This window comes from Bradyrhizobium sp. 134, from assembly GCF_023074155.1.
GTDB lineage: Bacteria > Pseudomonadota > Alphaproteobacteria > Rhizobiales > Xanthobacteraceae > Bradyrhizobium.
This window is the reverse complement of the sequence record NZ_JADPKX010000074.1, coordinates 286,660-310,775: the sequence shown is the minus strand read 5'-3', so window position 1 is coordinate 310,775 and position 24,116 is coordinate 286,660. Positions and strand designations below refer to the sequence as shown.

The window sequence follows — 24,116 nt, the reverse complement described above, 5'->3', positions numbered from 1 at the left end:
CCCGCTTCTACGGCTCCACCGGCGTCGCCGCGGGCAACGCAATTGCTTTCTCGCCCGCGACCTGTCGCAACAAATCGGGCCTGTCGGAGATGATCCCGTCGACGCCGATCTCGATCATGCGCGCCATGTCCTCGGGCTTGTTGACCGTCCAGACCACGACACGCAGCCCGAGCGCATGGGCCTCGACGATCAGCGCCGCGGTCACATCGCCGAAATAGGGCGACCAGACCGTGCCGCCCGCAGCCTTGATGGTCCGGGGCAGCGACCCGCCATGATCGGCCGGGCTGAATCCTGCTGTCCAATTGGTCGCCTTGTCCAGCGCCACCGTCTGGCTCGAGCCGCGCTGGAGCGTCAGGTACACCGTCGGCATCTTCGGTGCCCGCTGCTGGACGAGCAACAGAGTCCGCCAGTCGAACGACTGGATCATGACGCGGTCGGAGAACTTTTCGGCTTCGATCAGGGCGAGCAGCCTGGTGACGAAAGCTTGCGGATCGAGCGTCTCGTCCGGATGGTTCGGATCGATCTTGGTCTCGATGTTGAAGCGCACGCGCGTATTGCCGGATTTGCGCACCAGCGCGAACAGCTCGCTCAAGGTCGGAATGCGGGTCCCGGGCATGGCGCGCTGGTCGGGGAATTGCTTCGCGTAAGGGCTGTCTGGCCGGATCTCGCCGACGTCATAGGTCCTGATATCGGCGAGCCGCAGTTTCACGAACGGCGTGCCGGGGGCCGCGACATAGGCGCCGCTCGCATCCCGCGTGATATCAGGGTTGAGCCCGCGCTCATGCGACACAACCACTTCGCCATCGGCGGTGGTGCCGACGTCGAGCTCCAGCGTGTCCACGCCCATCGACAACGCATTGGCGAAGGCCGGAAGCGTGTTTTCCGGCAGCAGCGCCCGTCCGCCGCGATGGGCCTCAAGGTCGAAAGCCGAATCAAATGCCATGGCCGGTCCCGCAATGAGAAGTGTCAGTACGGTCAAGATCGTCGCAGCACGTGACGGCATGGCGGCTCGTGGGGCAAGGGGAAAGGGGCGATATTTCAACGCGTTTTGGCGCGTCCGGACGATTGTATAGGTTTTCGTGGCTGTTGAAACCTTGGGCGGTGGCTTGGGTTGCGGCCAGCGCGGGGGTATGTACTCATAGTCGGTGCCTTGGAATCCCGCCCGTGCAGCAGCAACGCGACCATCGAATTATCCGCAGCCGGCATTTTCGCCGGATGCAGCGCCGGCATTTCGTCATCTTGGACGTTTTGCCCTTCGTCGGCACGCTGCTGGCGCTGGTCCTTCTGTTCTACCGCCCGATCGGCGCGATGGAGCTTGGCCTGTTCGCCGGCTTCTGGCTGGTTACCGGCCTCGGCCTTACCGTTGGCTATCACCGGCTCTTCACCCACCGCGCCTTCGCGACCTCCACAGCGATGAGTGCGATCCTGGTCGTGATGGGATCGATGGCCGGCCGCGGCCCCATGCTGTCCTGGGCGGCAATGCACCGCCGGCACCACGAATTGTCCGATCACGACGGCGATCTGCATTCACCGCGGCTGCACGGCGAGGGCGCGTTCGGCCGCCTGCGCGGCTTCCTGCACGCGCATTTGACCTGGATGATCGAGCACGATTATCCCAATGTTGCGCACTATGTCCCGGATCTGATGGCGGATCGCAGGCTGGTTGCCGTCAACAGCTACTATTACAGTTGGGTCGGTCTCGGCCTGGTGCTGCCGGCCGCGATCGGCGGCCTCGCCACCATGAGCCTGTGGGGCGCAGTGACCGGCTTGCTCTGGGGCGGCGTGGTGCGCATGTTCGTGGTCGAGCAGACCATGTCCGCCATCAACTCCGTCATGCATAGCATTGGCGCGCAACCTTTCGTCACCCGGGACGACAACAGCCGCAATCTCGGCGTGATGGCCTGGCTTGCCTGGGGCGAGGGCTGGCACAACAACCACCACGCCTTTCCCTATTCCGCGGCCTTCGGCCTGCGCTGGTTCGAGTTCGATCCCGGCTTCATCTTCATCAGGGCGCTGGAAGCGCTGGGACTGGCCTGGGACGTCAAGGTGCCGAGCGAGGAGAAGATTGCGCGACGCATGCTGCGGCAGCCGGGTGACGTTGCGCCCGACCTCGAAACGGGCTGAGCATCATCCGCCGGCTCACGCCGGCGATGGCGCGGCTTTGAACCGATGCTGTTCAACGACTATCCCTTTCTCCTGGTCTTCCTGCCCGCGGCGCTGCTGATCTATCGCTTGGCCGATCCCTATCCGCATCTGCGCATCGGCGTGCAGGTCGCGCTGTCGCTCGCCTTCTATGCCTGGGGCAGCCCGTCCTTCATCCTGCTCCTGATCGGCTCGATCGCGATCAACTGGCTCGCCTCGGTCGCCTATGGGCGCGTGAAGTGGCCGGCGGTGCTGACACTGGTGATCATGCTCGATCTCGCGGTGCTGGCGTTGTTCAAATACGCCAACTTTCTTCTCGCCAATCTAGGTCTCGCGCTGGGTACGACGTTGCCGGTGCTCGACGTCGGGCTACCGCTCGGCATCTCCTTCTTCACCTTCCACCACATCATGTATCTGGTCGATCTGAAGCGCGGCAGGGCGCCGCTCTATGCGCTCGACCGCTACGCGCTCTACATCGCCTTCTTCCCGCAGGCGATCGCCGGCCCCCTGGCGCGCTGGTCGGAGGTGATGCATCAGTTCGGCAGGCAGATCTACGTTCCGGGCTGGCAGCGCCAGTTCTGTGTGGCGACCTGCTTCATTGCGATCGGCCTGTTCGAAAAAATCGTGATCGCCGACGGCCTCGCGCATCTGCTCGATCCCATCTACGCGCAGGCAGCGAACGGGCCCTTGCCCAGCGGCGATGCCTGGCTTGCCTTCTGCTTCTCCTTCCAGATACTGTTCGATTTCTCCGGCTATTCCGACATCGCGATCGGCCTTGGTCTGCTGTTCGGCGTGCAGCTGCCGTACAATTTCAATGCGCCGCTGCGCTCGACCAATATCCAGGATTTCTGGCAGCGCTGGCACATCACCTTGATGCTGTTCCTGCGCGACTACGTGTTTTATCCGCTGGTCAACCTGCGTCTTTTGCCGCGGCACTGGCTACCGATCCAGTTCTTCGGCGCGATGATGATCACGATGGCGCTGTGCGGCCTGTGGCACGGCGCGAGCTGGACCTTCGTGTTGTGGGGCGTGCTGCACGGGCTTGCGCTGGTTGCCTGCACGCTGTGGCGTCGCTATGGCCCGGAGTTCCCGTCATGGCTCGGCTGGACGCTCACCGTGCTCTTCGTGCTCGCGACCGGCGTGATTTTTCGCGCGGGCTCCGTGGAGGCGGCATGGCATGTCTTCTGTGGGCTGGTTTCGCCGCTGCCGCTCGAGCGCGGAAAGCATTTGTGGCCGCTGATTGTAGCGCCGCTGTTCGCCTTCCTGCTGCCGGCGAGCCAGGACATCGTGGCGGTGCTCACGCGTCGCCCCAATCCGTGGCTCGCGGGTCTGCTCGGTCTTGGGCTATTCGCATCGCTGCTTCACATGGGTGGTCGGGATCTCCATGACTTCGTCTACTTCAAGTTCTGAGACCGACCCCGGCTGGGGCCGGAGCTTGCTCGCGTGTCTGGGCACGCTGATCGGGGCTGCGCTGCTGGTGCTCGCATTCATGGTGGTGGTCGATCCCTATGACAGCGGCAAGCTCGGCCTGCTTGGCATCGACGGCGTCGATAATCGTCTGACTCAGATCACGGCGGCGAGCCGCGCGCGAAATCCGGATTTCAATGCCGCGATCCTGGGCAATTCGACGGCACAGATGATCGAGCCGATGGAACTGTCGCGCGCGACCGGCCTGCGATTCGTGCAGCTCTACATGACCGGTGCGGTTCCCCGCCAGGAGCTCGCGGTGCTGGACTTCTTCCTGCGGAATCACCGCGAGGTCGGTGCCCTGGTGGTCGTGACTGATCCCGGCTGGTGCGTGCATGCACGGCTCAAGGAGGAGGGCGGCGTCCCGTTTCCCGACTGGCTCTATGACAGAAGCGTCGTCACCTACGCTGCGCGTCTGATCTCATGGCAGGCGATCGAGCACGCTTTTCAACGCATCAGCATCGGCCTTGGCCGGCGACCACGGATGAACCCTGACGGCTTTGTCAGCTACGAGGACATCTGGCCGCCGGGCCAATTCAAGGAAGTCGGCTGGCCCAGGGATCCGGCGCCGTCCTTGTCCGCCGAGATGCGGGCGACATTTCCCGAGATCGCTGCGCTGGCAGATATCGTCAGGACATTGCCGGCCGGTGTGCCCGTCGTCATCATCGTGCCGCCGACCTTCGCGACCACCGTGCCGAAGCCCGGCACGGAAGCCGCCCTGGAGCGCAGCGCCTGCGACGCGGCGCTGAAGAAAGTGGTCGCGGGCCGACCGCGCAGCAATTTCATCAACTATCGCGTTGATAACGATCTTACGCGCGACCGCGCCAATTTTGCCGACTTCATCCACTATCGCGCCATCCTGGCGCGCAAGATCGAGCAGGGGATCGTTGCGAGCCTGCGCGATGGGGAGAACGCGAAGATCGATTTCTGAGCGGTCCTCAGCCGAGCTGCTCGAAACCGCCATCGAGCCAGAGTTTGCGCGCCAGCTTGCGCTGGATCTTGCCGCTGGTGGTCTTCGGCAGGGTGCCGGGCCGGATCAGCGCGATGTGGCGCGCCGAGAGTTCGTGGTTGTCGGCGATGGCCTCCCGAATCCGGCCCCTGATCGTTTCGGTGTCGATCGAGTGACGCGCGGTGCGCTCGATTTCCTGGACGATGACGAGTGCCTCTTCGCCGGTCTCGTCGGGCACCGAGAACGCCGCGCCGCAATTTTCGCGCAAAGCTCCATCGAGCGATTGCACGGTGCGCTCGACGTCTTGGGGATAATGGTTGATGCCGCGGACGATGATGAGGTCCTTGATCCGCCCGGTGACGAACAGTTCGCCGGTGACGTCGAGGAAGCCGAGGTCGCCGGTGCGCAGCCACGCCCCGTTTTCGCGGGCAATCTGCGCATTGAGCCCCTCGCGCGTCGCCTCGTCGTTGCGCCAATAGGCGCGGGCGATATTGGCCCCGTTCACCCATATCTCGCCGACGCGGTCCGCGGGCAGGCGCGTGCGGTTGTCCGCGTCCACGATGGCGATCCGCTCGCCGGTGAGCGCGCGGCCGCAGCCGACGACGATCTGCGTGTCTTCAGCGCTGGAAGGCGCTTCCGCTGCGTGCGCCTGAAGCGCCGTGCGGCTCAGGCTGCGTGTGACATGACCGCCGTCGCGGCGTCCGCCGGAAATCAGGAGCGTCGCTTCCGCCATTCCGTAGGCGGGATACTTTGCGCGCGGATCGAAGCCGTGCGGCGTAAATGTCTGGATGAACCGTTCGATGGTTTCCGCATGCACCGGCTCTGCGCCGTTCAGCGCGATCCTGAGCGAGGACAGGTCGACGCCCTCCATCTGGTCGGCGCGATAGCGGCTGACGCAGAGGTCGAAGCCGAAATTCGGGCTGCACGCCACTTCCGCGCGGTAATGAGAGATCGCGCGCAGCCAGCCGAGCGGCCGCTGCATGAACGCATTCGGTGCCATCAGCACGCAAGTCGCCCCAACATAGAGCGCCTGCAGTGCGTTCAGGATCAGCCCCATGTCGTGATAGAGCGGCACCCAATTGACGTAAGTCGATTGCCGGGTGTTGCCGAGCGCGAGCCGGATCATCTCGAGATTAGCGAGCAGATTGGCGTGGCTCACCATCACGCCTTTGGGCGCGGACGTCGAGCCGGAGGTGTATTGCAGGAAGGCGATGTCGTCCGGCGCCGGCTCGGGCAGTTCGATTGTCTCATCATCGGCCGCGCCGAGATCGACCTCGATCCAGCGAATGTGCTCGTGCGCGAGGCGTGCCCGCAGATCACCGCGGAGCGCGACGGCCGAATTGGTCAGCGCCACCGCCGGCGTGCAATTGGCGAGTATCGCGGCGCTCGCATCGCGCGCGCTGTTTCGCCGTGGCGTCATCATCGGCACGGCGATGATGCCGGCGATCAGACAGCCGAAGAACGCCACCATGAATTCGATGCCGGGCGGAAACACCAGGATGGCGCGGTCGCCGGGACGCGCGGCCACGGTCAATCGCTGCGCGAGGGCGGATGCGGAGTGATGCAGTTGGCGGAAGGTGAGGACAGCTTCCTCCGTCCCGCGATCGGATACGAAGATGTAGGCCCTATCGTCGGCCTGCTCCGCCGCACGTCGGGCCAGCAGTGCCACGAGCGAGCGGAAGGTTTCCATGGGTTGCGCCGGCTTCTGCCGCCCTCAGGCGGCGGGACGGATTGCGCCCTTGTCGGCGAGAAATTGCGACAGCGCCTCAACGGTCGGATGGTCGTAGAAGTCGTCCGTCGATAGTTCGAGGTCGAGCTTCTCCTCGAGTTCCATCATCAGGTAGACCAGCATCGCCGAATCGAGCCCAAGGCGGCTGAATTTCGTGCCGATGTCGACCCGGTCCTTCGAAATTCGCAGGATATTTGCCAGGGCGGCAACGCAGAAATCCGAAATCTGCTCGCGTGTCATGTCATGTCCCAAAAACAATGGGACGACAATACGGGTGACCCCCTGGTTGTCAATTTGGCCGGAACGCCGCTGCGTTGAAGGTTGTGGACTGTTGCTTCCTTGCGTCGGCCGGTGCCCAATCCGTGCACAGGCTGGCGCTGTTTCCTGCGGTCGACTGCGGCAAGCGCCCGTCGCAGCAGCGGCTTTCTGATTCGCTGGCGCGGCAACGCCGCGTTCAGATAGGGTCAGTTCTGGTAGTAATAGCCACGGGGTTGGTAAACCTGCCGGGGCTGCGGCTGATAGTAGGTGCCGTTGCCCTGATTGTAATATTGCTGCGGCTGCTGCTGATAGACCTGTGCGTCATAGAGCGGGCGGCTGCCACGCGGCGCCGGGTAGCGCGCGCCGGTGTCGGTGCCGTCGGCCGGATAGATGTAGTTGTCATCCTGCGGCATGTAGCGGCGGGCAGGTGCGGCCTGAGGCGTCAGGTTCACGGGATCGCCTGATGTGGCGTACTGCTCTTCGGCGGGCTGCGGCGCGCGGGCCACTGCCGTGGGGTTGCGGCCACGCGGATTGCGCGCCAGGGCCACCTGCGCCGAGCCGGTCAGCGTCACCGTGGTGTTGAGCACGCCCTGCTGCTGCACCAGCGCGTAAAGAGTCGTGGCATTCTGGCGCGACAGCCGCACGCAGCCATGCGAGGCGGGCGTGCCGAGCCGGCCGACCGAGTCGGTGCCGTGGATGGCGTGCCCGACCTTGGTGAAGAAGATCGCGTGCGGCATCGGCGCGTCGTCGAATTCCTTGGAATAGTGATCCTCTTCCATGCGGAAGGTGCGGAACGCGCCGTTCGGCGTCTCCCGCGAGGGGATGCCTGTCGACACCGGCCAGTGGTAGCGCGCGACGCCGTCGACAGCGACGGTCATCTGCTGATTGTCCTTGTCGACGGTGATCTCGACCTTGGCCTGCGCGGTGCCCGCGCTCAAAAGCATCAGGGAGGTGAAAGCAATAAAAAACGAACGCATCTGACTTGTGGCCTCCGGCCTGTTCACACTAGGCGCCGCGGCTCTCCGTCCCCCGGCGTGCACTATGCCTGCAATCCGGCTTTCGTTCCAGCGGCCTGCCCGCCCATCGTTAACGGGACGCCCGGCGTAAGCAAGGCCGCTTTGTGCCGCAAAGCCAGCGGTAGCGCTGACATTTTCGCGAGCGGGAGATGCGTTCATAATGCCGACAATTCATCAGAATGGCGCAACCATCCGGGGCGCAACCATTTGGCCGCATCGGCGTTGATGATCGCTGCCTCGACCGGCGGCTTCCGCCGCCGGTTTTACCTTTGGGAATGAAGATGAACAAAGTTTGCGTCGCCGCCGCTTCTCGGCCGGCCGGTCTGCCTTTCCGTCTGCTCTTTGCTGGCGCCGCCGTTCTGGCCGCGCTGTCCTGCATCCCACAGCCTGGCCATGCCCAAGGCATCGTTCGGGGCGCCCAGGAAGGTTCTTATGAAGGCAACCGGATAGCCGGCCCCGTGGGTGGCGTGGTTGGAGGCGCGGTCGGCGCGGGTGTCGGCGGTGCCGTCGGCGCGGTCGAGGGGGTGTTCGGCATTCCTCATCGCGGCCACCGTCGCTGCCGCGGCTATTACGACGGATACAACCGCTTCCACTGCTATCGGTGATGTCCCCGTAGCCCGGATGGAGCGAAGCGCAATCCGGGCTACGCCTCTCGATCAGTTCTTCAACCGATACCCCGTGCGGAAAATCCACCAGATCACGACCAGACAGATCACCAGGAAGGCCGTCGTCATGCCGATGCTGACGGCCATGCTGACGTCCGCGATCTCGTAGAAGCTCCAGCGGAAGCCGGAGATCAGATAGACGACCGGATTGAGCAGCGCCACCGTGCGCCAGGCGGGTGGCAGCATGTCGATGGAATAGAAGCTGCCGCCGAGGAAGGTCAGCGGCGTCACCACAAGCATCGGGATCATCTGCAGCTTTTCGAACCCGTCGGCCCAGATGCCGATGATGAAGCCGAACAGGCTGAACGTCACCGCCGTCAGCACCAGGAAGGCCAGCATCCAGGCCGGATGGTGGATGTGCAGCGGCACGAACAGGCCAGCTGTGGCGAGGATGATCAGGCCGAGGATGATCGATTTGGTCGCGGCCGCGCCGACATAGCCGAGCACGATCTCGAAATAGGAGATCGGCGCCGACAGGATCTCGTAGATCGTGCCGGTGAATTTCGGGAAGTAGATGCCGAACGAGGCGTTGGCGATGCTCTGCGTCAGCACCGAGAGCATGATCAGGCCCGGCACGATGAAGGTGCCGTAGCTGACGCCCTCGACCTGGCTGATGCGCGAGCCGATCGCGGCGCCGAACACCACGAAATACAGCGAGGTCGAGACCACCGGCGACACGATGCTTTGCAGCAGCGTGCGCCAGGTGCGCGCCATTTCGAACAGATAGATGGCGCGGACAGCGCGGTAGTTCATGACGCCCTCACGAGATCGACGAAGATGTCCTCGAGCGACGATTGCGTCGTGTCGAGATCGTTGAAACGGATACCGGCGGTGCGGAGGTCGCCGAGCAGGCTGGTGATGCCGGTGCGCTCGCCCTTGGTGTCGTAGTCGTAGACCAGCGTCGCGCCGCCGTCGCAGAGGTCGAGCTCGTAATGCCTGAGGCTCTCCGGCAGCGCATCGAGCTTGCCTTGCAGATGCAGCGTCAGCCGCTTCTTGCCGAGCTTCTGCATCAAGGTAGCCTTGTCCTCGACCAGCACGATCTCGCCCTTGTTGATGACGCCGATGCGGTCGGCCATCTCCTCGGCTTCCTCGATGTAATGCGTGGTCAGGATGATGGTGACGCCGGATTGCTGGAGCGTGCGCACCACCTCCCACATGCCCTTGCGCAGCTCGACGTCGACGCCGGCGGTCGGCTCGTCGAGGAACAGGATCTGCGGCTCGTGCGACAGCGCCTTCGCGATCATCACGCGACGCTTCATGCCGCCGGAGAGCGTGATGATCTTGCTGTCCTTCTTGTCCCACAGCGAGAGGTCCTTCAGCACCTTCTCGATATGATCGGGGTTCTTCGGCTTGCCGAACAGCCCGCGGGAGAAGCTCACGGTCGCCCACACGCTCTCGAAGGCATCGGTGTGCAATTCCTGCGGCACCAGCCCGATCAGCGAGCGCGCCTTGCGAAAGGAGGTCTGGATGTTCTCGCCGCCGACGAGGACCTTGCCTTCGCTCGGATTGGCAATGCCGCAGATGATCGAGATCAGCGTGGTCTTGCCGGCGCCGTTGGGGCCGAGCAAGGCGAAGATCTCGCCGCGCTTGATGTCGAGATTGACGTTCTTGAGCGCCTTGAAGCCGGACCCATAGGTCTTCGACAAATTGGCGACGGAAATGATGGAGGACATGATGGCCGCAAGTCTGAGGGGGCGAAGGCTGGGGAGGGGAGGCTGGAACCTTGCCGGGAGGGGCGGGTCAGCGGAGCCCTGAGATAGGAATGCCCTTGCGCGGCTGCAATTAGCCGGACAAAAATGGCCTCGAAACAGGCCCTTCCGAGGCAGGTTTCAGGCAAGTGTTGCGCGATGGTCACGACTAGCTGCTAAGATCGTCGTTCACGCGGCTCTTTGTTGCGTCTGCGAGCAGGCCATGGCTACGATTCTGGCCGAAGCATATTCCCAGGGAAAAGATCGATGAGACCGAACGGCCGTCACACCGCTGGCGCCAGCCAGTTGTCCGCCCTCCGTGCCTGGGCGATGGGCCTGCTCCTGCTGTCAGCTGTTGCCATGAGCCCGACCACCGCCAAGGCGGCGCCGAGCCAGGCTGCGGTCGCGACCACGCATGTCTACCTGCTCCGCGGCGTGCTCAACATCTTCTCGCTCGGGCTCGACACCATCGGCGCCCGGCTCCAGGCGCAGGGCATCCCGGTGACCGTCTCGAATTTCGTGTCCTGGTCCTCGCTCGCCGATGAGGCCGCCACCGCCTACAAGGCCGGCCGGCTCAGGACCATCGTGCTGGTCGGGCATTCCTCCGGCGCGACGGCGCTGCCGGACATGATCGCCAAGCTCAACCGTCTCGGCGTGCCCGTGAAACTCGCGATCGGGCTCGATTCCGTGTTCAAGACCAAGCTGTCGACCGGCGCGGAGCGCTACATCAACATCTATATCGGCGACGGCCCCGGCGAGCCGGTAAAGCGCGCGGACGGTTTTCGCGGCAAGCTCGACAATGTCGACGTCCGCGGGTCCGGCGTCGGCCACATCTCGATCGACAAGAACGAGGCGATCCAGCGCCGCGTGATTGCCGAGATCGACGCTGCAATCATGCGCTCGCGCGCACCTGCTCCGGTTGCCGAACCCGGCACGCCCAGGCCGGCGCGGTCGGCGGCGGCAACGGCTCCCCGGAATTAGCCTTTCGCCGCAAGCCGCTGAATTGACAATGCCGCCGTCATGCCGACGGCGGCATTGTCGTATCTGCACAAGCCAAGCTCGATCACCCGCCGGTCGAGTGAAGGGAACTCTGCACACGATCTGGTGTTGTCACACCATGACAAGGAAACGAAACGTCGGTCCCATGGCGGTTCAGCCCGAGCGGGCGTGGGCCGGTCGGCCTGTTTCCGAAAACGTTCTTGAGAAAAAGCTGCAGCCTCAATCGAGCCAGTTGAGCACAACGCGAGCCGGCCTTCTGAGGCAGCACGCGCTGCGAACGCAGCGGGCGTTGCTCGCCGGCAACCGCGATGGTCGCAAGAGTTAAGAGTTCCTCGAATCGACAGGCCGTTTTTCCGGTGTGCCGTCTGTCTGGGGCCAGTCCACGTGAAGATTTATCAGTGCCCGTCATGCCGCCATCCTGTCTCGTTCGAGCACGTCGCGTGCGCGAATTGCAGCAACGAGCTGGCGTTCGATTCCTCTCGCATCGAGATGACGAAACTTGCATCCCATCAATCTTGCCGTAACCGGGAGATCATCGGTTGCAACTGGTGTGTCGAGGGCGCCGACTGGTATTGCGACTCGTGCCGCCTCACGCGCACGATTCCGAATCTCGGCAGCACCAGAAACATCATGCTCTGGCGCCGGATGGAGGAAGCCAAGCGCCGTCTTCTCTATGATCTCAGTCGCCTCAGGCTTCCGCTTGCATCGCGCACCGGCGCACCATTGGCGTTCGACATTCTCTCGGACGAGGTCAGTCCGATCCTGACGGGGCATCTCTCGGGTCTGATTACGCTCAACCTTGCGGAGGCCGATGATGTCGAGCGAGAAGCTCGCCGCGTGGCGTTCCGGGAGCCGTATCGCACGCTGCTCGGGCATTTCCGGCACGAGATCGGTCACTTCTATTGGGACCTGCTCGTTGACGGCACGACGTTCCAGGCCCCGTTCAAGCTGATCTTCGGTGACCAGGCGCAGGACTATCAGGCCGCGATCAACACCTATTACAGCCGCGCCGATCGTTCATACGACCGAAGCGGCTTCATCAGCGAGTACGCCACGTCCCACCCCTGGGAGGATTGGGCGGAAACGTTCGCGCATTTCCTGCATATCGTCTCGACGCTCGACTCGCTGGCAGGTTTGCCGTTATCGCTGGACGAGCGCGCCCGTCAGACCCTGACGGATCCCTATCTCGAGAGCGACTTCGAGGCACTTTTGGCCCTGTGGATGCCGCTTGCTCGCAGCATCAACGAACTCAACCGCTCGCTCGGGATGAGCGACGCATATCCGTTCGACATATCGCCGGCGGTCAAAGGCAAGCTGCATCTCGTCCACATGGCGATCAGCGCATTCCGCGATCAGCAGAGTTTGGCGGCGTAAAGGTCGCGGCGGACAGCCCCGTTCGAAGCAAGAATCTAGGGCTGCGGTTCTGATTCGATCAGAACCAATCATGCTCTAGGCAGCCGTCACCCGCACGGGCATGCTCTTCAGCCCACGCAGGGAATTGTTGAGCCTGCGCCTCGGCTCTGCCGTGAGCTCGATGGTCTTCACGCGCCTTGCGAGCTCGCCGAAGATCAATTCGCCTTCCAGGCGTGCGATCATCTGGCCGACGCAGGCGTGGATGCCGGCGCCGAAACCGACATGCCCGGTCGCCAGCCGTTCGACGTCGAAACGGTCGGCTCGGTCCCAGCGCGCGGGATCGCGGTTGGCGGAGGCCATGAACAGCAGGACCTTGCGGTGTGCGGGGATCACGCCGCCGCCGATCTCGACATCGCGCGTGGTGGTGCGGAAGAACGTCTGTACCGGTGAATCATAGCGCAGCCCTTCCTCGAAGGCATTGCGCGCCAGCTCCGGCTTGTGGTGCAGCTTGCGATATTCATCCGGGTGAGCGGCGAGCGCGAGCAGCGTATTGCCGATACCGTTGACGGTGGTGTCGATCCCGGCGGTGAGGAACGGTCGCACCAGATGGGTTGCTTCATGCTCGCTGATCTCGCCGTCGTCAGCCGCCTGGTAGATCATCATGCCGAGCCCGTCCGGTTGCAACGCATCTCGCGCACAGCATTCCATGATCCAGCTCTGCGCCGCGAGGCCGGCTTGTCGTGACGCCGCCAACGTTTCGTTCTCCGGGCCAAAGCTGTCGAACACGAACGTGCTCCAGGCGAGCAGCCTGTCGCGGCCGTCCGGCCGGATGCCAATCGCATCCGGAAACACCTTCATCGGGTAGGCCTCGGCGAGATCGGTGACGGCATCGAACGTGCCCTTGTCGATCAGCTCCGAAACCTTCTTCTCCGCTTCCTTCTGAAACGTCTCGCGCAGTCGCCGCGCGACACCCGGGGACAGGGTGCGACCGAGCACGCGGCGGCCCTTGTCGTGGTCGGGAGGATCGATCTGGAGCGTCAGCGGCTTTGGCAGGGCCGGGTTCATCCCGTGCAGCCCGACACCCTCGCCGCTGATGAACGTCTTCCAGTCCTTCAGGGCCGGCTCGACTTCGGCATAGCCTGCCATGGCCCACACGCCGTAGCGCTCCAACGCGAACGCGGGACCGAGCGCGCGCAACGCCTCATAGGCGGGATAGGGGTCCATCAGGAAATCTGGCGCAAACGGGTCGGCCGGACTGGATGCAATGCCGTTCATGGTCAGCTCCCGTCCACTATTGCCTGGTTAGCGGACACTGGCCTTCGCTCTCGGGGCGGAACGCGTCCTCACCCTTGATCGTGGCGACCACCTTCAGCAGGTCCCAAGTCGATGTCGACTCTTCCGGCGCCTTGACCTGGAGCAGATAGAGCGGGTGGATCTTGCGGCCGTCCTTGCGGATGTAACCCTTGCCGAACAGCGGATCGTCGGTCGGCATCTCCTTCATCGCCGCCACCACCGCCTTGCCGTCCTTGGCACTGCCGACCTTGTCGACCGCTTTGAGGTAGTGAATCACCGAGGCGTAGACGCCGGCCTGCATGTCGTTCGGATAGGCTTTCGACGGAATGCGTTCGGCGAACCGCTTGGCGAAAGCCCGCGTGCCGTCGTTCAGATCCCAGTAGAACGGGTTCATGATCTGCGCGCCTTGCGCAAACTTCAACCCGAGCGCGGGGAGGCCGTTCATGCCCAGGATCAACCCGACCAGCTTATGGTCCTTGGTCAGACCGAACTCGGCGGCCTGCTTCATCGACGTGATGGTGTCGTCACCGGCATTGGCGAAGCCGACGACGTTCGCGCCCGACGCCTGGGCCTGGAGCAGGAAAGAGGCGTAGTCGGCCGTTCCCAACGGATGCCGGACGCTGCCGAGCACCTCGCCGCCGGACGCCTTGACGGCCTCCGCCGCCTGTTTTTCCAGATCGTGACCGAAGGCGTAGTCAGCGGTGATGAAGAACCATTTCTTGCCACCCTGCTGGACGATCGCCTTGCCGAGGCCGCGCCCGTAGGCATAGGTGTCGTAGGTCCAGTGCACGGTGTTCGGCGTGCATTTTTCGCCGGTCAGCAGCACCGTACCGGCGCCCGATCCGACGAAGACCTTGTTCTTCTCGGCGCTCATGCCGGCGACGGCGAGCGCGATCGACGAGTTCGGAATGTCGAAGATCGCGTCGACGCCGTCGTTCTCGTACCAGCGCCGCGCGATGCCGATCCCGATGTCCGTCTTGTTCTGGTGGTCCGCGGCGACGACCTCGACCGGCTTGCCGCCGGCCTTTCCGCCAAAATCCTCCACCGCCATCTTGGCGGCGACGACGGAGCCTATGCCTTGATAGCTCGCGAACGGCCCCGACTGGTCGTTCAGGATGCCGATCTTCACCACGTCCTGAGCGAGGGCCGGCCCCGCCGCAGCCAGCATCAAGGCCGAAATGCACAATTTATGCAGAAATTTGCTGTTCATTGTCTCCCTCCCGTGGGCGGTCTTGGTGCCGCTAAATAATAGTTATATTTTATATCTATTTTCGGGAGAGTCAATTCGGCGGATTCTTGGGCCGCCGCGGTTCGAGGATCATGAGTTCGTGAAACCCGCAGGGAAGTCCGGCCAGCAGCCGGAGAAATCGTTGAATTTGCAGGCGCTCCAGCGCACGCCGGGCTTCATGCTTCGGCTCGCACAGCTGAAATTCTTTGAGGGCTTCTACGAAGCGTTCGCCGCATTGGGCGTGACCCCCGCGACCTATGCGATCTTCGTCGTCATTCGCGACAATCCCGGCGTTCCGCCAAGCAGCCTCGCAAGCCTGCTGCGGCTGCGCCTGCCCAATCTGATCAAGATCCTGAATGAGCTGGAGTCGTCGGGCTTCATCAAGCGCAACCGCTCCAAGGCGGATCGCCGCGCCGTCGAGCTCGTGCTGACGCCAAAGGGCGCCAAGCTCATCCACGAGGCGACGAGCCTGACGGAGCCGTACAACAAGAAGATGCTCGTGCCGCTCAGCGAAGCCGAGCAGCGCACCCTGCTCGAACTATTAAACCGGATCCTGCCGCTCTAGGTGGCCCGCATCGGCGGGCGTGCCGCCCGACAAGGGCCATGGCCGTTGCTCCTGCTAGGTCAAGAACGCGCGAATGCTGTCCGCGATCTCCTTCGCGTGCGTCTCCAGCGCGAAATGGCCGGTGTTAAAGAACTGCACCACGGCGTTCGGATTGTCGCGTTTGAACGCTTCGGCGCCGGGCGGAATGAAGAACGGATCGTTCTTGCCCCAGACCGCGAGGAACGGCGGCTGGTGCGTGCGGAAATACTCCTGGAAGACGGGATAAAGCGCGACGTTGCTCTTGTAGTCGCCGAACAAATCGAGCTGCACGTCGTCCGAGCCTGGACGCGCGAGGTAGAAATTGTCGAGGTTCTGACCGTCCGGTGACACGGTCATCGGATCGGGGACACCATGCGTGTACTGCCAGCGCGTGGCTTCCGGCGTGAGGAGCGCGCGGAGCGCCTCGCGATTGGCCGGCGAGGGATCCTGCCAATAGGTCTTGAGCGGAGTCCAGTTGTCGCTGAGGCCATCCTCATAGGCGTTGCCGTTCTGCGAGATGATCGCCGTGATCCGCTCGGGGTGGCTGAGCGCAAGCCGGAAACCAGTCGGCGCGCCGTAGTCGAAGACGTAGACCGCGAACCGGTCGAAACCGATCACTTCGGTGAAGCGTTCGATCACACGTGCGACGTTATCGAACGTGTAACGGAAGCTTTCGCGCGAAGGCATGTCGGACTGGCCGAAGCCGGGAAGGTCGGGCGCCACAATATGAAACCTGTTAGCAAGCAGCGGAATGAGGTCACGAAACATGTGGCCTGCGCTGGGGAAGCCGTGCAGCAGCAGGATTTTTGGCGCTCCGATAAGGCCGGCTTCGCGATAGGCCACCTTGAATCCGTCGACATCCGCGCTGCGGTACGTGATTGAGGCCATGACATTCTCCAGTTGCAGTAACCTTATAAAAGCTTTTAAGAGGTTACTTGCAGGCGTCGTAACTTGTCAATGACGTTTTAACAGGTTATCTATATTCATGTTCTCCCGACCGGCCAAGGACCGCTCATGGACCGCCCGCCCGCCATGTTCATCGCCGACTCGCTCGGCCTCGACTTCCTCAACTCGGTGGCGACGCCGGTCGATACGCCCGTGGACTGGATCGACGACGGCGATGGCCTGATCGACTGGCTGGCACAAGCGAAGCTGGTGCCGGCGGATGATCTGCACGCGCTGACAGCACGTGCCACGCCGGACGAGCTGGACAAGGTCGCGGATCAGGCGCGCGCCTTGCGCGAATGGTTCAGGGGGTTCGTGCGCAAGCATGCGGGCCGGCCGCTCACGACAGATGCCTTGCGCGAGCTCGGTCCATTGAACAGCCTGCTGGAGCGCGACGAAGCCTTCAGCCGGATCGAGCCCGGGCCTCACGATGGCGGCGCTCTGGCATTGCGAATCAAGCGGCGCTGGCGATCGCCGGAAGCGCTATTGCTGCCGGTTGGCGAAGCCATGGCGAAGTTCGTCTGCGATGAGGACTTTTCGAACGTCAAGGCGTGCGAGGGGCATAACTGCACCATGCTGTTCGCCGACCACACGCGCCGGCGCGCGCGGCGATGGTGCATCATGGCGGTCTGCGGCAACCGCGCGAAACAGGCCGCCCACCGCAGCAGGCTCAAGAGCATGCAGTGATTGGGTGTCGAGATGCTGGAATGAGCGTGGATCGAGCCCCGGTTCCGTGCCCCAAATTCCACCCAATCGACCGTCACTAAGCGCCTTTGGGGGAGGCTGCAGCCTCCCGGAGTGGGACTGCTGGACTGATGATCGATTTGAGGCGACTTCTCGCGCTGGCAGCCGTTGCGCTGCTCGCCTTCAGCACCGGGACGGCCGTTGCCTCACCTGCCAAGACGAAGCCCGCCGCGGCCGCACCGGCCGCGCCGCCGCCCCCACCGTTCGAGCCATTGCCGCCGCCGAAAATCTACCTGTTCCGTGGCGCCATGGGGCCGTTCTTCTCCACCGGCATGGACCGGCTCGAAGAGAAGCTGACGCAAGCCGGCTTTTCCGCCAACGTCTATGAATTCACCATCTGCCGATGGATCGGTGACCGCGCCATCTCCAGCTACAAGGAAACGCCGGCGCCGATCGTGCTGATTGGGCATTCGATGGGCGGGCTTTGCTCGATCGTCATCTCCGAGATGGCGGCCAAGGAGAACGTCCCGATCAGCCTCGTCATTACCATCGATCCCGCGCATGCGACCGGCGACGTGCCGCTCAATGTCGAGCGCTTCATCAACATCTACCTCTCCGACAGCGTGCTTGGCGGCGGCAACGTGGTCGCGGTGCCGGGTTATCGCGGTCACTATGCGAGCTATGACCTGAAGGAGAACGCGCGGGTCAGCCACATCAACATCGAGAAGTCCGACGACATCCACCGTCAGATCGTCGACATGGTCACGCAGTTGCCGCGCATCCCGCCCCAGACGCAGGTCGATGCCGTGCCGCTGCGCTATCTCGTGCCGGCGAATACGCTGGTCGAATTGTGGGACAGTGGCGTGCGGCTACCGGTACGCCGCGGCGACACCATGGAGAGCATCGCGGCAGCCAATCGCGTGCCGTTGTGGTCGCTGGCGCAGAGCAACTCGCTGCCGGAGAACGCAACCCTCACCCCCGGCCAGTCCATCATCGTTCCGCGCCATTTGACGCCGCCGGAGCCGACAGCCGCCATGGCGACCCCGCCGCCCGGACGGCGGTAAGCGGTCAGCAACGGAGATCGCCGGAATGGAGCTTGGCTGATGCCAGGCACCATCCCTCGCGGCGCCTGTCATTCACGCATCTTGTGCCGTGGCAGCCATCTTGAGGCGGGTGTCGCCAAGGAGGAGCGAGCCGTGGCGGATGCCCGGCCCGCCGGGCGATAAGGCGCGGCGAGAAGCATCAGAAACAATGCCCGCTCGGCCGCGTATTTGGCGGCGGGTCGGCCGTTTTCGCAGCCGTGCATGACCAGGCGTCCTTCCGTCGTGCAGACACGCCACCGCCATGTCCTTCGACCGCATTTCTTCAGGAACACTTCGAATGTCGGGAGCTGTTCGGGCATGTCGATTACCCGTGGCTGCTCGCCGTCAGGCGCGTGGCTGCGTTCCCCATCGCCCGGTTCGGAGCCTGAAAGGTGAGCGGAAAGGCGGAGACGGCGACCTTCTCGATCGCCGAGCGCTCCTCGGACACGCGTCGCTCGATGAACCGCCGTTCGAACTCGGTCAGCTCGGTCTTGAGCAACCGCTGATAGCGGCTGATGTTGCTGCGGTGGCCGCGCAACAAGGCCAGCTCTTCATCGACCCTCATCGCAATCTCCGTAGAGCTGTCGTTGCCTAGGCTGCGAGGCCGGTTCGCTCGACCGATCGCGTGCGGACCGGCTTGCCGCCCGGAGGGCCCTTCGGATGGTGGTCGAGGCTCGCGAGCGCTTCCAGGATTTCGTCGATGGTGACGGCTTTGCCCGAGCCGGGCAGCTCCCGCAATGTCGGACTCGAGGCGACACTGGCTGCGTCCGAAGCCCAGGACGCAAGGATCGCGCGCTTCTCGCCGATCGACAGAGTTGGGTCGGCTATGACGTCACGGGGATGATCATAGACAGAGCCAGGGTGCAATATCGCGTTCAGATCGATGATGTTGTCGACATGATCGAGCATGAGAGGTCCTCCTCCTTTCTCTAAACCTCCGACTTGCATCCGGTACGCGGTCGAAGGCCATGGCCGATCCCGCCCGACCATCGGGCGGGATCACCGGGTCTCCGACAGACCGAATTCAGGCGGCTTTGCCTTCGAGTTGATGCACGTTGCCGGACGGCGCGGCATTGATGGCAATTCGCCGCGGCTTCATGGCTTCAGGGATTTCCCGGACCAGTTCGATCTTGAGCAGGCCGTTCTCGAACGAGGCGCTGTGCACCTGAACATAATCGGCCAGGTTAAACTGCCGCTTGAACGGCCGCGCGGAAATGCCCCGGTAGAGATATTCGCGTTCGGTTCTGTCCGGCTTGTTTCCCTCGACGGTCACCGCGTTCTGCTCGGCCGTCACCGTGACTTCGTTGGGTGAGAATCCCGCAATCGCAAGCGAAATCTGGTAGCGATCCTCGCTGAGGCGTTCAATGTTGTAGGGGGGATAGTTGTCCTCGCCGGCACGCTGTGCCGTTTCAACGAGGTCGAAAAGGCGGTCGAAGCCAACCGTCGAACGCCACAAGGGAGAAAAGTCGCAAGTGCGCATAGCCAGATCCTCCAAGGAGCAAAATGGATACGAACGACACCGGACACGACCGGTGCCCGTCTCAGTTTCCCGACCCACCAGGCGTCGGGAACGCCACCTCTCGGCGGCAGCGGAAAAATAAAAAAAGCCCGTTTTGGTTTCAAGAGGGGGTCCAAAATTTTTTGGAATCCCTGGCGCCTCCCGACCCAACCCTCTCCCCGCAAGAACGGGGGAGGGAGGAGACGCACCGCGGACTACACCTTGGATCCCTGGATCGCCTCGATCACGGCATCCGTCACCTCCTTCGTCGTCGCCGTGCCACCGACATCGGGTGTCAGCACGCCGGCGGCGCATACTTTCTCCACCGCCGCCATCAACCGCACCGCCGCGTCTTTTTCGCCGAGATGCTCCAGCATCTGCGCGCCGGTCCAGAATGTCGCAACCGGGTTGGCGATGCCCTTGCCGGTGATGTCGAAGGCCGAGCCGTGGATCGGCTCGAACATCGAGGGGAAGCGGCGCTGCGGATCGATATTGCCAGTCGGCGCGACGCCGAGGCTTCCTGCCAGCGCGCCGGCGAGGTCGGAGAGGATGTCGGCGTGCAAATTGGTCGCGACGATGGTGTCGAGGCTCTTCGGATGCAGCGTCATGTGCACCGTCATGGCGTCGACCAGCATCTTGTCCCAGGTCACATCGGGGAATTCGGCCGCGACCTCGGCCGCGATCTCGTCCCACATCACCATGCCATGGCGCTGCGCGTTCGACTTGGTCACAACGGTCAGGAACTTGCGTGGGCGCGACCGCGCGAGCTCGAACGCATAGCGCATGATCCGCGTGACGCCGACGCGGGTGAACACCGCGACCTCGGTGCCGACCTCTTCCGGGAGACCCCGGTGGGCGCGGCCGCCCATGCCGGCATACTCGCCCTCCGAATTCTCGCGCACGATCACCCAGTCGAGGTCGCCGACGCCGACATTGCGCAGCGGCGAGGCGACGCCCGGCAAGATCTTGGTCGGCCGCACATTGGCGTATTGGTCAAAGCCCTGGCAGATCGGCAGCCGCAGCCCCCACAGCGTGATGTGATCGGGCACGTCGGGCGCACCGACCGCGCCGAAATAGATCGCGTCGAACTTCTTCAACTCGTCGAGGCCGTCGGCCGGCATCATGACGCCGTGCTTCTTGTAATAGTCCGAGCCCCAGTCGAACGTCTTGATGTTGAAGGCGAGGTCGCCGCTGCGTTTGGCCAGCGCCTCCAGCACGCGAACGCCGGCGGAGATGACCTCGGGGCCGATGCCGTCGGCGGGGATCGCTGCAATCGAATGGGTACGCATGAGGATGCTCCGTTGGGTGTCAGTGGGATTGCGTGACGAGTTCGACGCGGGCGGTCTGCGCCCGCGACAATAGCAGGGTCAGGACCGCGGAGAGAACCAGCAGGCCTGCAACGCAGTAGAGCCCGCCGACAAAGCTGCCGGTCTGGTCCTTGATCCAGCCGATCATGGCGGGCCCCACGAAGCCGCCGAGGTTGCCGATCGAGTTGATGGTGGCGATGCCCGCCGCGGCCGCGGGGCCGGAGAGGAATAACGTCGGCATGCTCCACAGCGGTGGCTTCGCCGAGGAGATGCCGATGTTGACGAGCGCCAGCGCGATCAGCACGGTCACGACGCCGGTCGCAAGTCCGGCAAAGGCGAGCCCCGCCGCCGCGAGCAGGCAGGCCAGAACGACGTGCCAGGTGCGCTCGCCGGTGCGATCCGAATGGCGCGCCCACAGCACCATGGCGACGACGGCGGCGCTCGCCGGCAGCGCGTTGAGGAATCCGACCTGGAGCGAGGACAAGCCGAACTGCTTGATGATCTGCGGCGCCCAGACGCCGAGCGTGTAGAGGCCGGCCGAGGTGCCGAAATAGATCAGTGCCAGCGCCAGCACCCGCGGATCGGCGAGCCCTCGCCAGATGCTATGCTTCGCGGTCGCAGCTTTGCTGGTGGTCTCTACGTTCATGGTCTCGACCAGCCAGCGCCGCTCGTCATCCGCGAGCCATTTTGCTTTCTCCGGGCGGTCTGTGAGGAATGCCAGCACCACGAACCCCAGCAGCACCGCCGGCAGCGCCTCCAGCACGAACAGCCATTGCCAGCCCTTGAAGCCGAGCATTCCATCCATCTCCAGCAGCGCGCCCGAAACGGGCGATCCCAGCACGGTCGAGAGCGGCGCCGCCGCCATGAACAGCGCAGTCACGGCCGCACGCTGGCGTGCCGGGAACCAGTAGGAGAGGTAGAGAATGATACCGGGAAAGAACCCGGCCTCGGCGACGCCGAGCAGGAAGCGCAGCGCGTAGAAGCTGGTCGGGCCCTGCACGAAGGCCATCGCGGCCGACACAATGCCCCAGGTGATCATCACCCGCGCGATCCAGATCCGTGCGCCGACCTTGTGCAGGATGATGTTGGAGGGTACCTCGAACAGGAAGTAGCCCCAGAAGAAGATGCCGGCGCCGAAGCCGTAGACGGTCGGCGACAGGCCGATGTCCTTGTTCATCGTCAGCGAGGCGAAGCCGATATTGACGCGGTCGATGAAGGCCACGAAGTAGAGCAGCATGATGAAGGGAACGATGCGCCATGTGATCTTGCGCAGCACGCGCGTCTGAATCTCGTTCGCCATCTCAGCCTCCCTGATTCCGTTGTGACGGCGGACCCTGAAGGTCCACTTCGGAGCCAAGCTAGGCGGGAGTGGCTGGGGGACTCAATTGGCGCTGGTTTATACAAAAAAATGATATAATCCTCGCCGGGAAGGCCAAGAGGACTGCGAATGGAATTGCATCAGTTGCGATGCTTCGTGGCCGCGGCCGAGCAGCTGCATTTCGGCCGCGCGGCACAGCATCTCCAGATGCTGCCCTCCGCACTGGGCCGCCAGATCAAGCTGCTGGAGCATGATCTGGATACGCGGCTGTTCGCGCGGACGACGCGGGCGGTGTCGCTGACGGAAGATGGCGCGACGCTGCTGCGCGATGCCCGTGCCATCCTTGCCCGCGTCGAGGCGGTCGAGAGCAATCTGCGCAATCGCGCGCGCGCGGGGGCTGCTCGAAAACTCCGGGTCGGCGCGATCGACAGTGCCGCGGCGGGGCTGTTACCGGCATTGCTCCGCGACTTCCGCGCAAAGCACCCGGAGGTCGGGGTGCAGCTTCTGGAGGAGAAGACCGTCCGGCTGCTGCCGAAGATCCTGACCGGCGCGCTCGATCTCGCCTTCGTGCGTCCGCCGGCTCAGCGGGACAAGCGGCTCGAATTCCGCGATCTGCTGCAGGAGACAGCCATCGTGGCCTTCTCGCAGCGCCACGCGCTGGCCAAACGCAAGTCGATCACGCTGGTGGAGATCGCCGACGAAGCGATGCTGGTGCCGGACCGCCGCTCGCGGCCGCACAGCCACGACCTCACGATAAGACTGTTCGAGCAGGCAGGCCTCACGCCACGCATCGTGCAGGTCGCCGACGAGAAGCAGACCATCATCAATCTCGTCGCAACCCGGCTCGGGGTCGCGATCGTGCCACGCTGGAGCACGCGGATGGCGGTGTCAGGCGTGCGCTTCGTGCCGCTGCGGCCAAAGCAGATCGGACCCGTCGGCCGGCTGCCGCTCGCTGCCGCATGGCTGCGCGGCTCGCGTGACCCGACCCGCGACGCGATGCTGTCCGTGCTCGAGACGCGTCTGCGCAGCTATGCGCGCGACGCCTGAGGCGCTATGACATCGGCTGTGCGAGAGGGGTAATGCGATGACTGAACGGCAAGCTTCGAACGAATTGCGGGTTGCCATTGCAGGGCTCGGCTCGATCGGCACCAAGATCGCGACCGCGCTCGATCAGGGCATCGAGGGATTGACGCTCTCCGCCGTGGCGGTGCGCGAGCCCACAAAGCATCAGAAATTGCTACGCGGCCTGCGTCGTCCGCCATCCGTATTGCCGCTCGACCAGCTCGGCGACGCCGCCGACATCGTGGTCGAATGCGCGCCGAGCAGCCAACTGCGTGCGATCGTCGAGCCCGCAGTGAAACGCGGCAGGGCCGCGGTCGTGGTCAGCGTCGGCGGGCTGCTCGACAATTTCGACCTTGTCGATCTCGCCCGCGCCAATGGCGGCCGCATCCTGGTGCCGACCGGCGCGCTGATCGGGCTCGACGCCGTCAACGCGGCTGCGATCGGCACCATTCATTCGGTGAAGATGGTCACGCGCAAGCCGATCGACGGCTTGAAGGGCGCGCCGTTCATCGTCCAGAACAACATCGATATCGACAATCTGCGCGAGCCGCTGAAGCTGTTCGAGGGCACCGCGCGCGAGGCCGCGAAAGGCTTTCCGGCCAATCTCAACGTCGCGGTCGCGCTGTCGCTCGCGGGCGTCGGGCCGGATCGCACCCAGGTGCAGATCTGGGCCGACCCCACCGTGACCCGCAACGATCACCGCATCGAGGTCGAGGCGGATTCCGCGCGCTTCTCGATGTCAATCGAGAACGTCCCGTCCGAGAATCCCAAGACCGGGTTGATCACGGCGCTGTCAGTGATCGCGCTGCTCCGCAAGCAGCGCGCCACGCTCAGTGTTGGAACATAACCC

General features: G+C 63.9%; 25 protein-coding genes. 11 read left to right on the top strand and 14 right to left on the bottom strand.

All coding sequences use genetic code 11. The annotated features are described in order from the left end of the window. Positions 1-7: 7 nt before the first annotated feature. Positions 8-943 (bottom strand): glycerophosphodiester phosphodiesterase, encoded by a 936-nt coding sequence (locus IVA75_RS31665; protein ID WP_247288016.1) that lies wholly within the window; start codon positions 941-943, stop codon positions 8-10. Between the two features lie 221 nt (positions 944-1,164). Here IVA75_RS31665 and IVA75_RS31660 point away from each other — a divergent pair, with 221 nt between their 5' ends. Genes IVA75_RS31660 through IVA75_RS31650 form a run of 3 tightly spaced genes read left to right on the top strand, consistent with a single transcriptional unit; the run spans position 1,165 to position 4,540 of the window. Then, a complete protein-coding gene (locus IVA75_RS31660) occupies positions 1,165-2,124 on the top strand; it encodes a fatty acid desaturase (RefSeq protein ID WP_247288017.1) in 960 nt (319 codons plus the stop codon). Between the two features lie 45 nt (positions 2,125-2,169). Then, on the top strand, positions 2,170-3,552 hold the full coding sequence (locus IVA75_RS31655) for an MBOAT family O-acyltransferase (RefSeq protein WP_247288018.1): 1,383 nt from the start codon (positions 2,170-2,172) through the stop codon (positions 3,550-3,552). Positions 3,553-3,577: 25 nt separating this feature from the next. Then, positions 3,578-4,540, top strand: a complete 963-nt coding sequence (locus tag IVA75_RS31650; RefSeq protein WP_247288019.1) for a hypothetical protein — start codon at positions 3,578-3,580, stop codon at positions 4,538-4,540. A gap of 7 nt (positions 4,541-4,547) precedes the next feature. Here the strand turns inward: IVA75_RS31650 and IVA75_RS31645 are convergent, their stop codons facing one another. From IVA75_RS31645 to IVA75_RS31635, 3 genes are all read right to left on the bottom strand, one after another. Further along, positions 4,548-6,248: a fatty acyl-AMP ligase gene (locus IVA75_RS31645; RefSeq protein ID WP_247288020.1), complete on the bottom strand. Its 1,701-nt coding sequence runs from the start codon at positions 6,246-6,248 to the stop codon at positions 4,548-4,550. Positions 6,249-6,272: 24 nt separating this feature from the next. Next, on the bottom strand, positions 6,273-6,527 hold the full coding sequence (locus tag IVA75_RS31640) for an acyl carrier protein (protein ID WP_247288021.1): 255 nt from the start codon (positions 6,525-6,527) through the stop codon (positions 6,273-6,275). A 224-nt stretch (positions 6,528-6,751) separates the two neighbouring features. Then, positions 6,752-7,522: a L,D-transpeptidase gene (locus tag IVA75_RS31635; protein ID WP_247288022.1), complete on the bottom strand. Its 771-nt coding sequence runs from the start codon at positions 7,520-7,522 to the stop codon at positions 6,752-6,754. A gap of 320 nt (positions 7,523-7,842) precedes the next feature. On the opposite strand from IVA75_RS31635, the gene IVA75_RS31630 reads away from it, so the two are divergent. Next, a complete protein-coding gene (locus IVA75_RS31630) occupies positions 7,843-8,166 on the top strand; it encodes a hypothetical protein (RefSeq protein WP_027519597.1) in 324 nt (107 codons plus the stop codon). 51 nt (positions 8,167-8,217) lie between these two features. Here the strand turns inward: IVA75_RS31630 and IVA75_RS31625 are convergent, their stop codons facing one another. Continuing rightward, positions 8,218-8,979, bottom strand: coding sequence for an ABC transporter permease (locus IVA75_RS31625; RefSeq protein ID WP_247288023.1), 762 nt, complete (start codon positions 8,977-8,979; stop codon positions 8,218-8,220). Then, positions 8,976-9,899 carry an ABC transporter ATP-binding protein gene (locus IVA75_RS31620; RefSeq protein WP_247288024.1) on the bottom strand — a complete coding sequence of 308 codons (924 nt, stop codon included), beginning with the start codon at positions 9,897-9,899 and terminating at the stop codon, positions 8,976-8,978. The genes IVA75_RS31625 and IVA75_RS31620 overlap by 4 nt, the downstream gene beginning before the upstream one ends. A gap of 282 nt (positions 9,900-10,181) precedes the next feature. On the opposite strand from IVA75_RS31620, the gene IVA75_RS31615 reads away from it, so the two are divergent. After that, positions 10,182-10,895 carry a hypothetical protein gene (locus IVA75_RS31615; protein WP_027570728.1) on the top strand — a complete coding sequence of 238 codons (714 nt, stop codon included), beginning with the start codon at positions 10,182-10,184 and terminating at the stop codon, positions 10,893-10,895. Between the two features lie 402 nt (positions 10,896-11,297). Further along, entirely contained in the window at positions 11,298-12,287 is a 990-nt protein-coding gene (locus IVA75_RS31610; RefSeq protein ID WP_247288025.1) for a putative zinc-binding metallopeptidase, read from the top strand. A 75-nt stretch (positions 12,288-12,362) separates the two neighbouring features. Here IVA75_RS31610 and IVA75_RS31605 read toward each other — a convergent pair whose 3' ends face one another. Together IVA75_RS31605 and IVA75_RS31600 are read right to left on the bottom strand one after the other, a co-directional pair. Next, positions 12,363-13,541, bottom strand: coding sequence for a cytochrome P450 (locus IVA75_RS31605; RefSeq protein WP_247288026.1), 1,179 nt, complete (start codon positions 13,539-13,541; stop codon positions 12,363-12,365). A gap of 16 nt (positions 13,542-13,557) precedes the next feature. Continuing rightward, a complete protein-coding gene (locus IVA75_RS31600; protein WP_027570732.1) occupies positions 13,558-14,769 on the bottom strand; it encodes an ABC transporter substrate-binding protein in 1,212 nt (403 codons plus the stop codon). Between IVA75_RS31600 and IVA75_RS31595 the strand changes: the two genes are divergently transcribed. Beyond that, positions 14,759-15,352: a MarR family winged helix-turn-helix transcriptional regulator gene (locus IVA75_RS31595; protein WP_245287888.1), complete on the top strand. Its 594-nt coding sequence runs from the start codon at positions 14,759-14,761 to the stop codon at positions 15,350-15,352. The genes IVA75_RS31600 and IVA75_RS31595 overlap by 11 nt on opposite strands. Before the next feature lie 54 nt (positions 15,353-15,406). Here IVA75_RS31595 and IVA75_RS31590 read toward each other — a convergent pair whose 3' ends face one another. Further along, positions 15,407-16,258, bottom strand: coding sequence for an alpha/beta hydrolase (locus IVA75_RS31590; RefSeq protein WP_247288027.1), 852 nt, complete (start codon positions 16,256-16,258; stop codon positions 15,407-15,409). Positions 16,259-16,384: 126 nt separating this feature from the next. Here IVA75_RS31590 and IVA75_RS31585 point away from each other — a divergent pair, with 126 nt between their 5' ends. Together IVA75_RS31585 and IVA75_RS31580 are read left to right on the top strand one after the other, a co-directional pair. Further along, positions 16,385-17,002 (top strand): ABATE domain-containing protein, encoded by a 618-nt coding sequence (locus IVA75_RS31585; protein WP_247288028.1) that lies wholly within the window; start codon positions 16,385-16,387, stop codon positions 17,000-17,002. A gap of 128 nt (positions 17,003-17,130) precedes the next feature. Then, complete coding sequence (locus IVA75_RS31580) at positions 17,131-18,063, top strand: LysM peptidoglycan-binding domain-containing protein (RefSeq protein ID WP_247288029.1); 933 nt, start codon at positions 17,131-17,133, stop codon at positions 18,061-18,063. A 343-nt stretch (positions 18,064-18,406) separates the two neighbouring features. Here the strand turns inward: IVA75_RS31580 and IVA75_RS31575 are convergent, their stop codons facing one another. The 5 genes from IVA75_RS31575 to IVA75_RS31555 all read right to left on the bottom strand — a co-directional run bounded on the left by IVA75_RS31575 (position 18,407) and on the right by IVA75_RS31555 (position 22,186). Beyond that, entirely contained in the window at positions 18,407-18,646 is a 240-nt protein-coding gene (locus tag IVA75_RS31575) for a hypothetical protein (RefSeq protein WP_247288030.1), read from the bottom strand. A 26-nt stretch (positions 18,647-18,672) separates the two neighbouring features. Continuing rightward, positions 18,673-18,990: a hypothetical protein gene (locus tag IVA75_RS31570; protein WP_027570738.1), complete on the bottom strand. Its 318-nt coding sequence runs from the start codon at positions 18,988-18,990 to the stop codon at positions 18,673-18,675. Between the two features lie 115 nt (positions 18,991-19,105). Then, positions 19,106-19,561: an Hsp20 family protein gene (locus tag IVA75_RS31565; RefSeq protein WP_027570739.1), complete on the bottom strand. Its 456-nt coding sequence runs from the start codon at positions 19,559-19,561 to the stop codon at positions 19,106-19,108. A 233-nt stretch (positions 19,562-19,794) separates the two neighbouring features. After that, a complete protein-coding gene (locus IVA75_RS31560) occupies positions 19,795-20,868 on the bottom strand; it encodes a tartrate dehydrogenase (RefSeq protein ID WP_247288031.1) in 1,074 nt (357 codons plus the stop codon). Between the two features lie 19 nt (positions 20,869-20,887). Beyond that, positions 20,888-22,186 carry an MFS transporter gene (locus tag IVA75_RS31555; RefSeq protein ID WP_247288032.1) on the bottom strand — a complete coding sequence of 433 codons (1,299 nt, stop codon included), beginning with the start codon at positions 22,184-22,186 and terminating at the stop codon, positions 20,888-20,890. Between the two features lie 147 nt (positions 22,187-22,333). On the opposite strand from IVA75_RS31555, the gene IVA75_RS31550 reads away from it, so the two are divergent. After that, a complete protein-coding gene (locus tag IVA75_RS31550; protein ID WP_247288033.1) occupies positions 22,334-23,251 on the top strand; it encodes a LysR family transcriptional regulator in 918 nt (305 codons plus the stop codon). A gap of 37 nt (positions 23,252-23,288) precedes the next feature. Beyond that, entirely contained in the window at positions 23,289-24,113 is an 825-nt protein-coding gene (locus IVA75_RS31545) for an aspartate dehydrogenase (RefSeq protein ID WP_247288034.1), read from the top strand. Positions 24,114-24,116: the final 3 nt, after the last annotated feature.

Coding starts and splice junctions, on each gene's coding strand:
- IVA75_RS31665 (WP_247288016.1), bottom strand. CDS start 943: ATGGCATTTGATTCGGCTTTCGACCTTGAGGCCCATCGCGGCGGACGG.
- IVA75_RS31655 (WP_247288018.1), top strand. CDS start 2,170: ATGCTGTTCAACGACTATCCCTTTCTCCTGGTCTTCCTGCCCGCGGCG.
- IVA75_RS31645 (WP_247288020.1), bottom strand. CDS start 6,248: ATGGAAACCTTCCGCTCGCTCGTGGCACTGCTGGCCCGACGTGCGGCG.
- IVA75_RS31640 (WP_247288021.1), bottom strand. CDS start 6,527: ATGACACGCGAGCAGATTTCGGATTTCTGCGTTGCCGCCCTGGCAAAT.
- IVA75_RS31635 (WP_247288022.1), bottom strand. CDS start 7,522: ATGCGTTCGTTTTTTATTGCTTTCACCTCCCTGATGCTTTTGAGCGCG.
- IVA75_RS31630 (WP_027519597.1), top strand. CDS start 7,843: ATGAACAAAGTTTGCGTCGCCGCCGCTTCTCGGCCGGCCGGTCTGCCT.
- IVA75_RS31625 (WP_247288023.1), bottom strand. CDS start 8,979: ATGAACTACCGCGCTGTCCGCGCCATCTATCTGTTCGAAATGGCGCGC.
- IVA75_RS31620 (WP_247288024.1), bottom strand. CDS start 9,899: ATGTCCTCCATCATTTCCGTCGCCAATTTGTCGAAGACCTATGGGTCC.
- IVA75_RS31615 (WP_027570728.1), top strand. CDS start 10,182: ATGAGACCGAACGGCCGTCACACCGCTGGCGCCAGCCAGTTGTCCGCC.
- IVA75_RS31605 (WP_247288026.1), bottom strand. CDS start 13,541: ATGAACGGCATTGCATCCAGTCCGGCCGACCCGTTTGCGCCAGATTTC.
- IVA75_RS31600 (WP_027570732.1), bottom strand. CDS start 14,769: ATGAACAGCAAATTTCTGCATAAATTGTGCATTTCGGCCTTGATGCTG.
- IVA75_RS31590 (WP_247288027.1), bottom strand. CDS start 16,258: ATGGCCTCAATCACGTACCGCAGCGCGGATGTCGACGGATTCAAGGTG.
- IVA75_RS31585 (WP_247288028.1), top strand. CDS start 16,385: ATGGACCGCCCGCCCGCCATGTTCATCGCCGACTCGCTCGGCCTCGAC.
- IVA75_RS31580 (WP_247288029.1), top strand. CDS start 17,131: ATGATCGATTTGAGGCGACTTCTCGCGCTGGCAGCCGTTGCGCTGCTC.
- IVA75_RS31575 (WP_247288030.1), bottom strand. CDS start 18,646: ATGAGGGTCGATGAAGAGCTGGCCTTGTTGCGCGGCCACCGCAGCAAC.
- IVA75_RS31570 (WP_027570738.1), bottom strand. CDS start 18,990: ATGCTCGATCATGTCGACAACATCATCGATCTGAACGCGATATTGCAC.
- IVA75_RS31565 (WP_027570739.1), bottom strand. CDS start 19,561: ATGCGCACTTGCGACTTTTCTCCCTTGTGGCGTTCGACGGTTGGCTTC.
- IVA75_RS31560 (WP_247288031.1), bottom strand. CDS start 20,868: ATGCGTACCCATTCGATTGCAGCGATCCCCGCCGACGGCATCGGCCCC.
- IVA75_RS31555 (WP_247288032.1), bottom strand. CDS start 22,186: ATGGCGAACGAGATTCAGACGCGCGTGCTGCGCAAGATCACATGGCGC.
- IVA75_RS31550 (WP_247288033.1), top strand. CDS start 22,334: ATGGAATTGCATCAGTTGCGATGCTTCGTGGCCGCGGCCGAGCAGCTG.
- IVA75_RS31545 (WP_247288034.1), top strand. CDS start 23,289: ATGACTGAACGGCAAGCTTCGAACGAATTGCGGGTTGCCATTGCAGGG.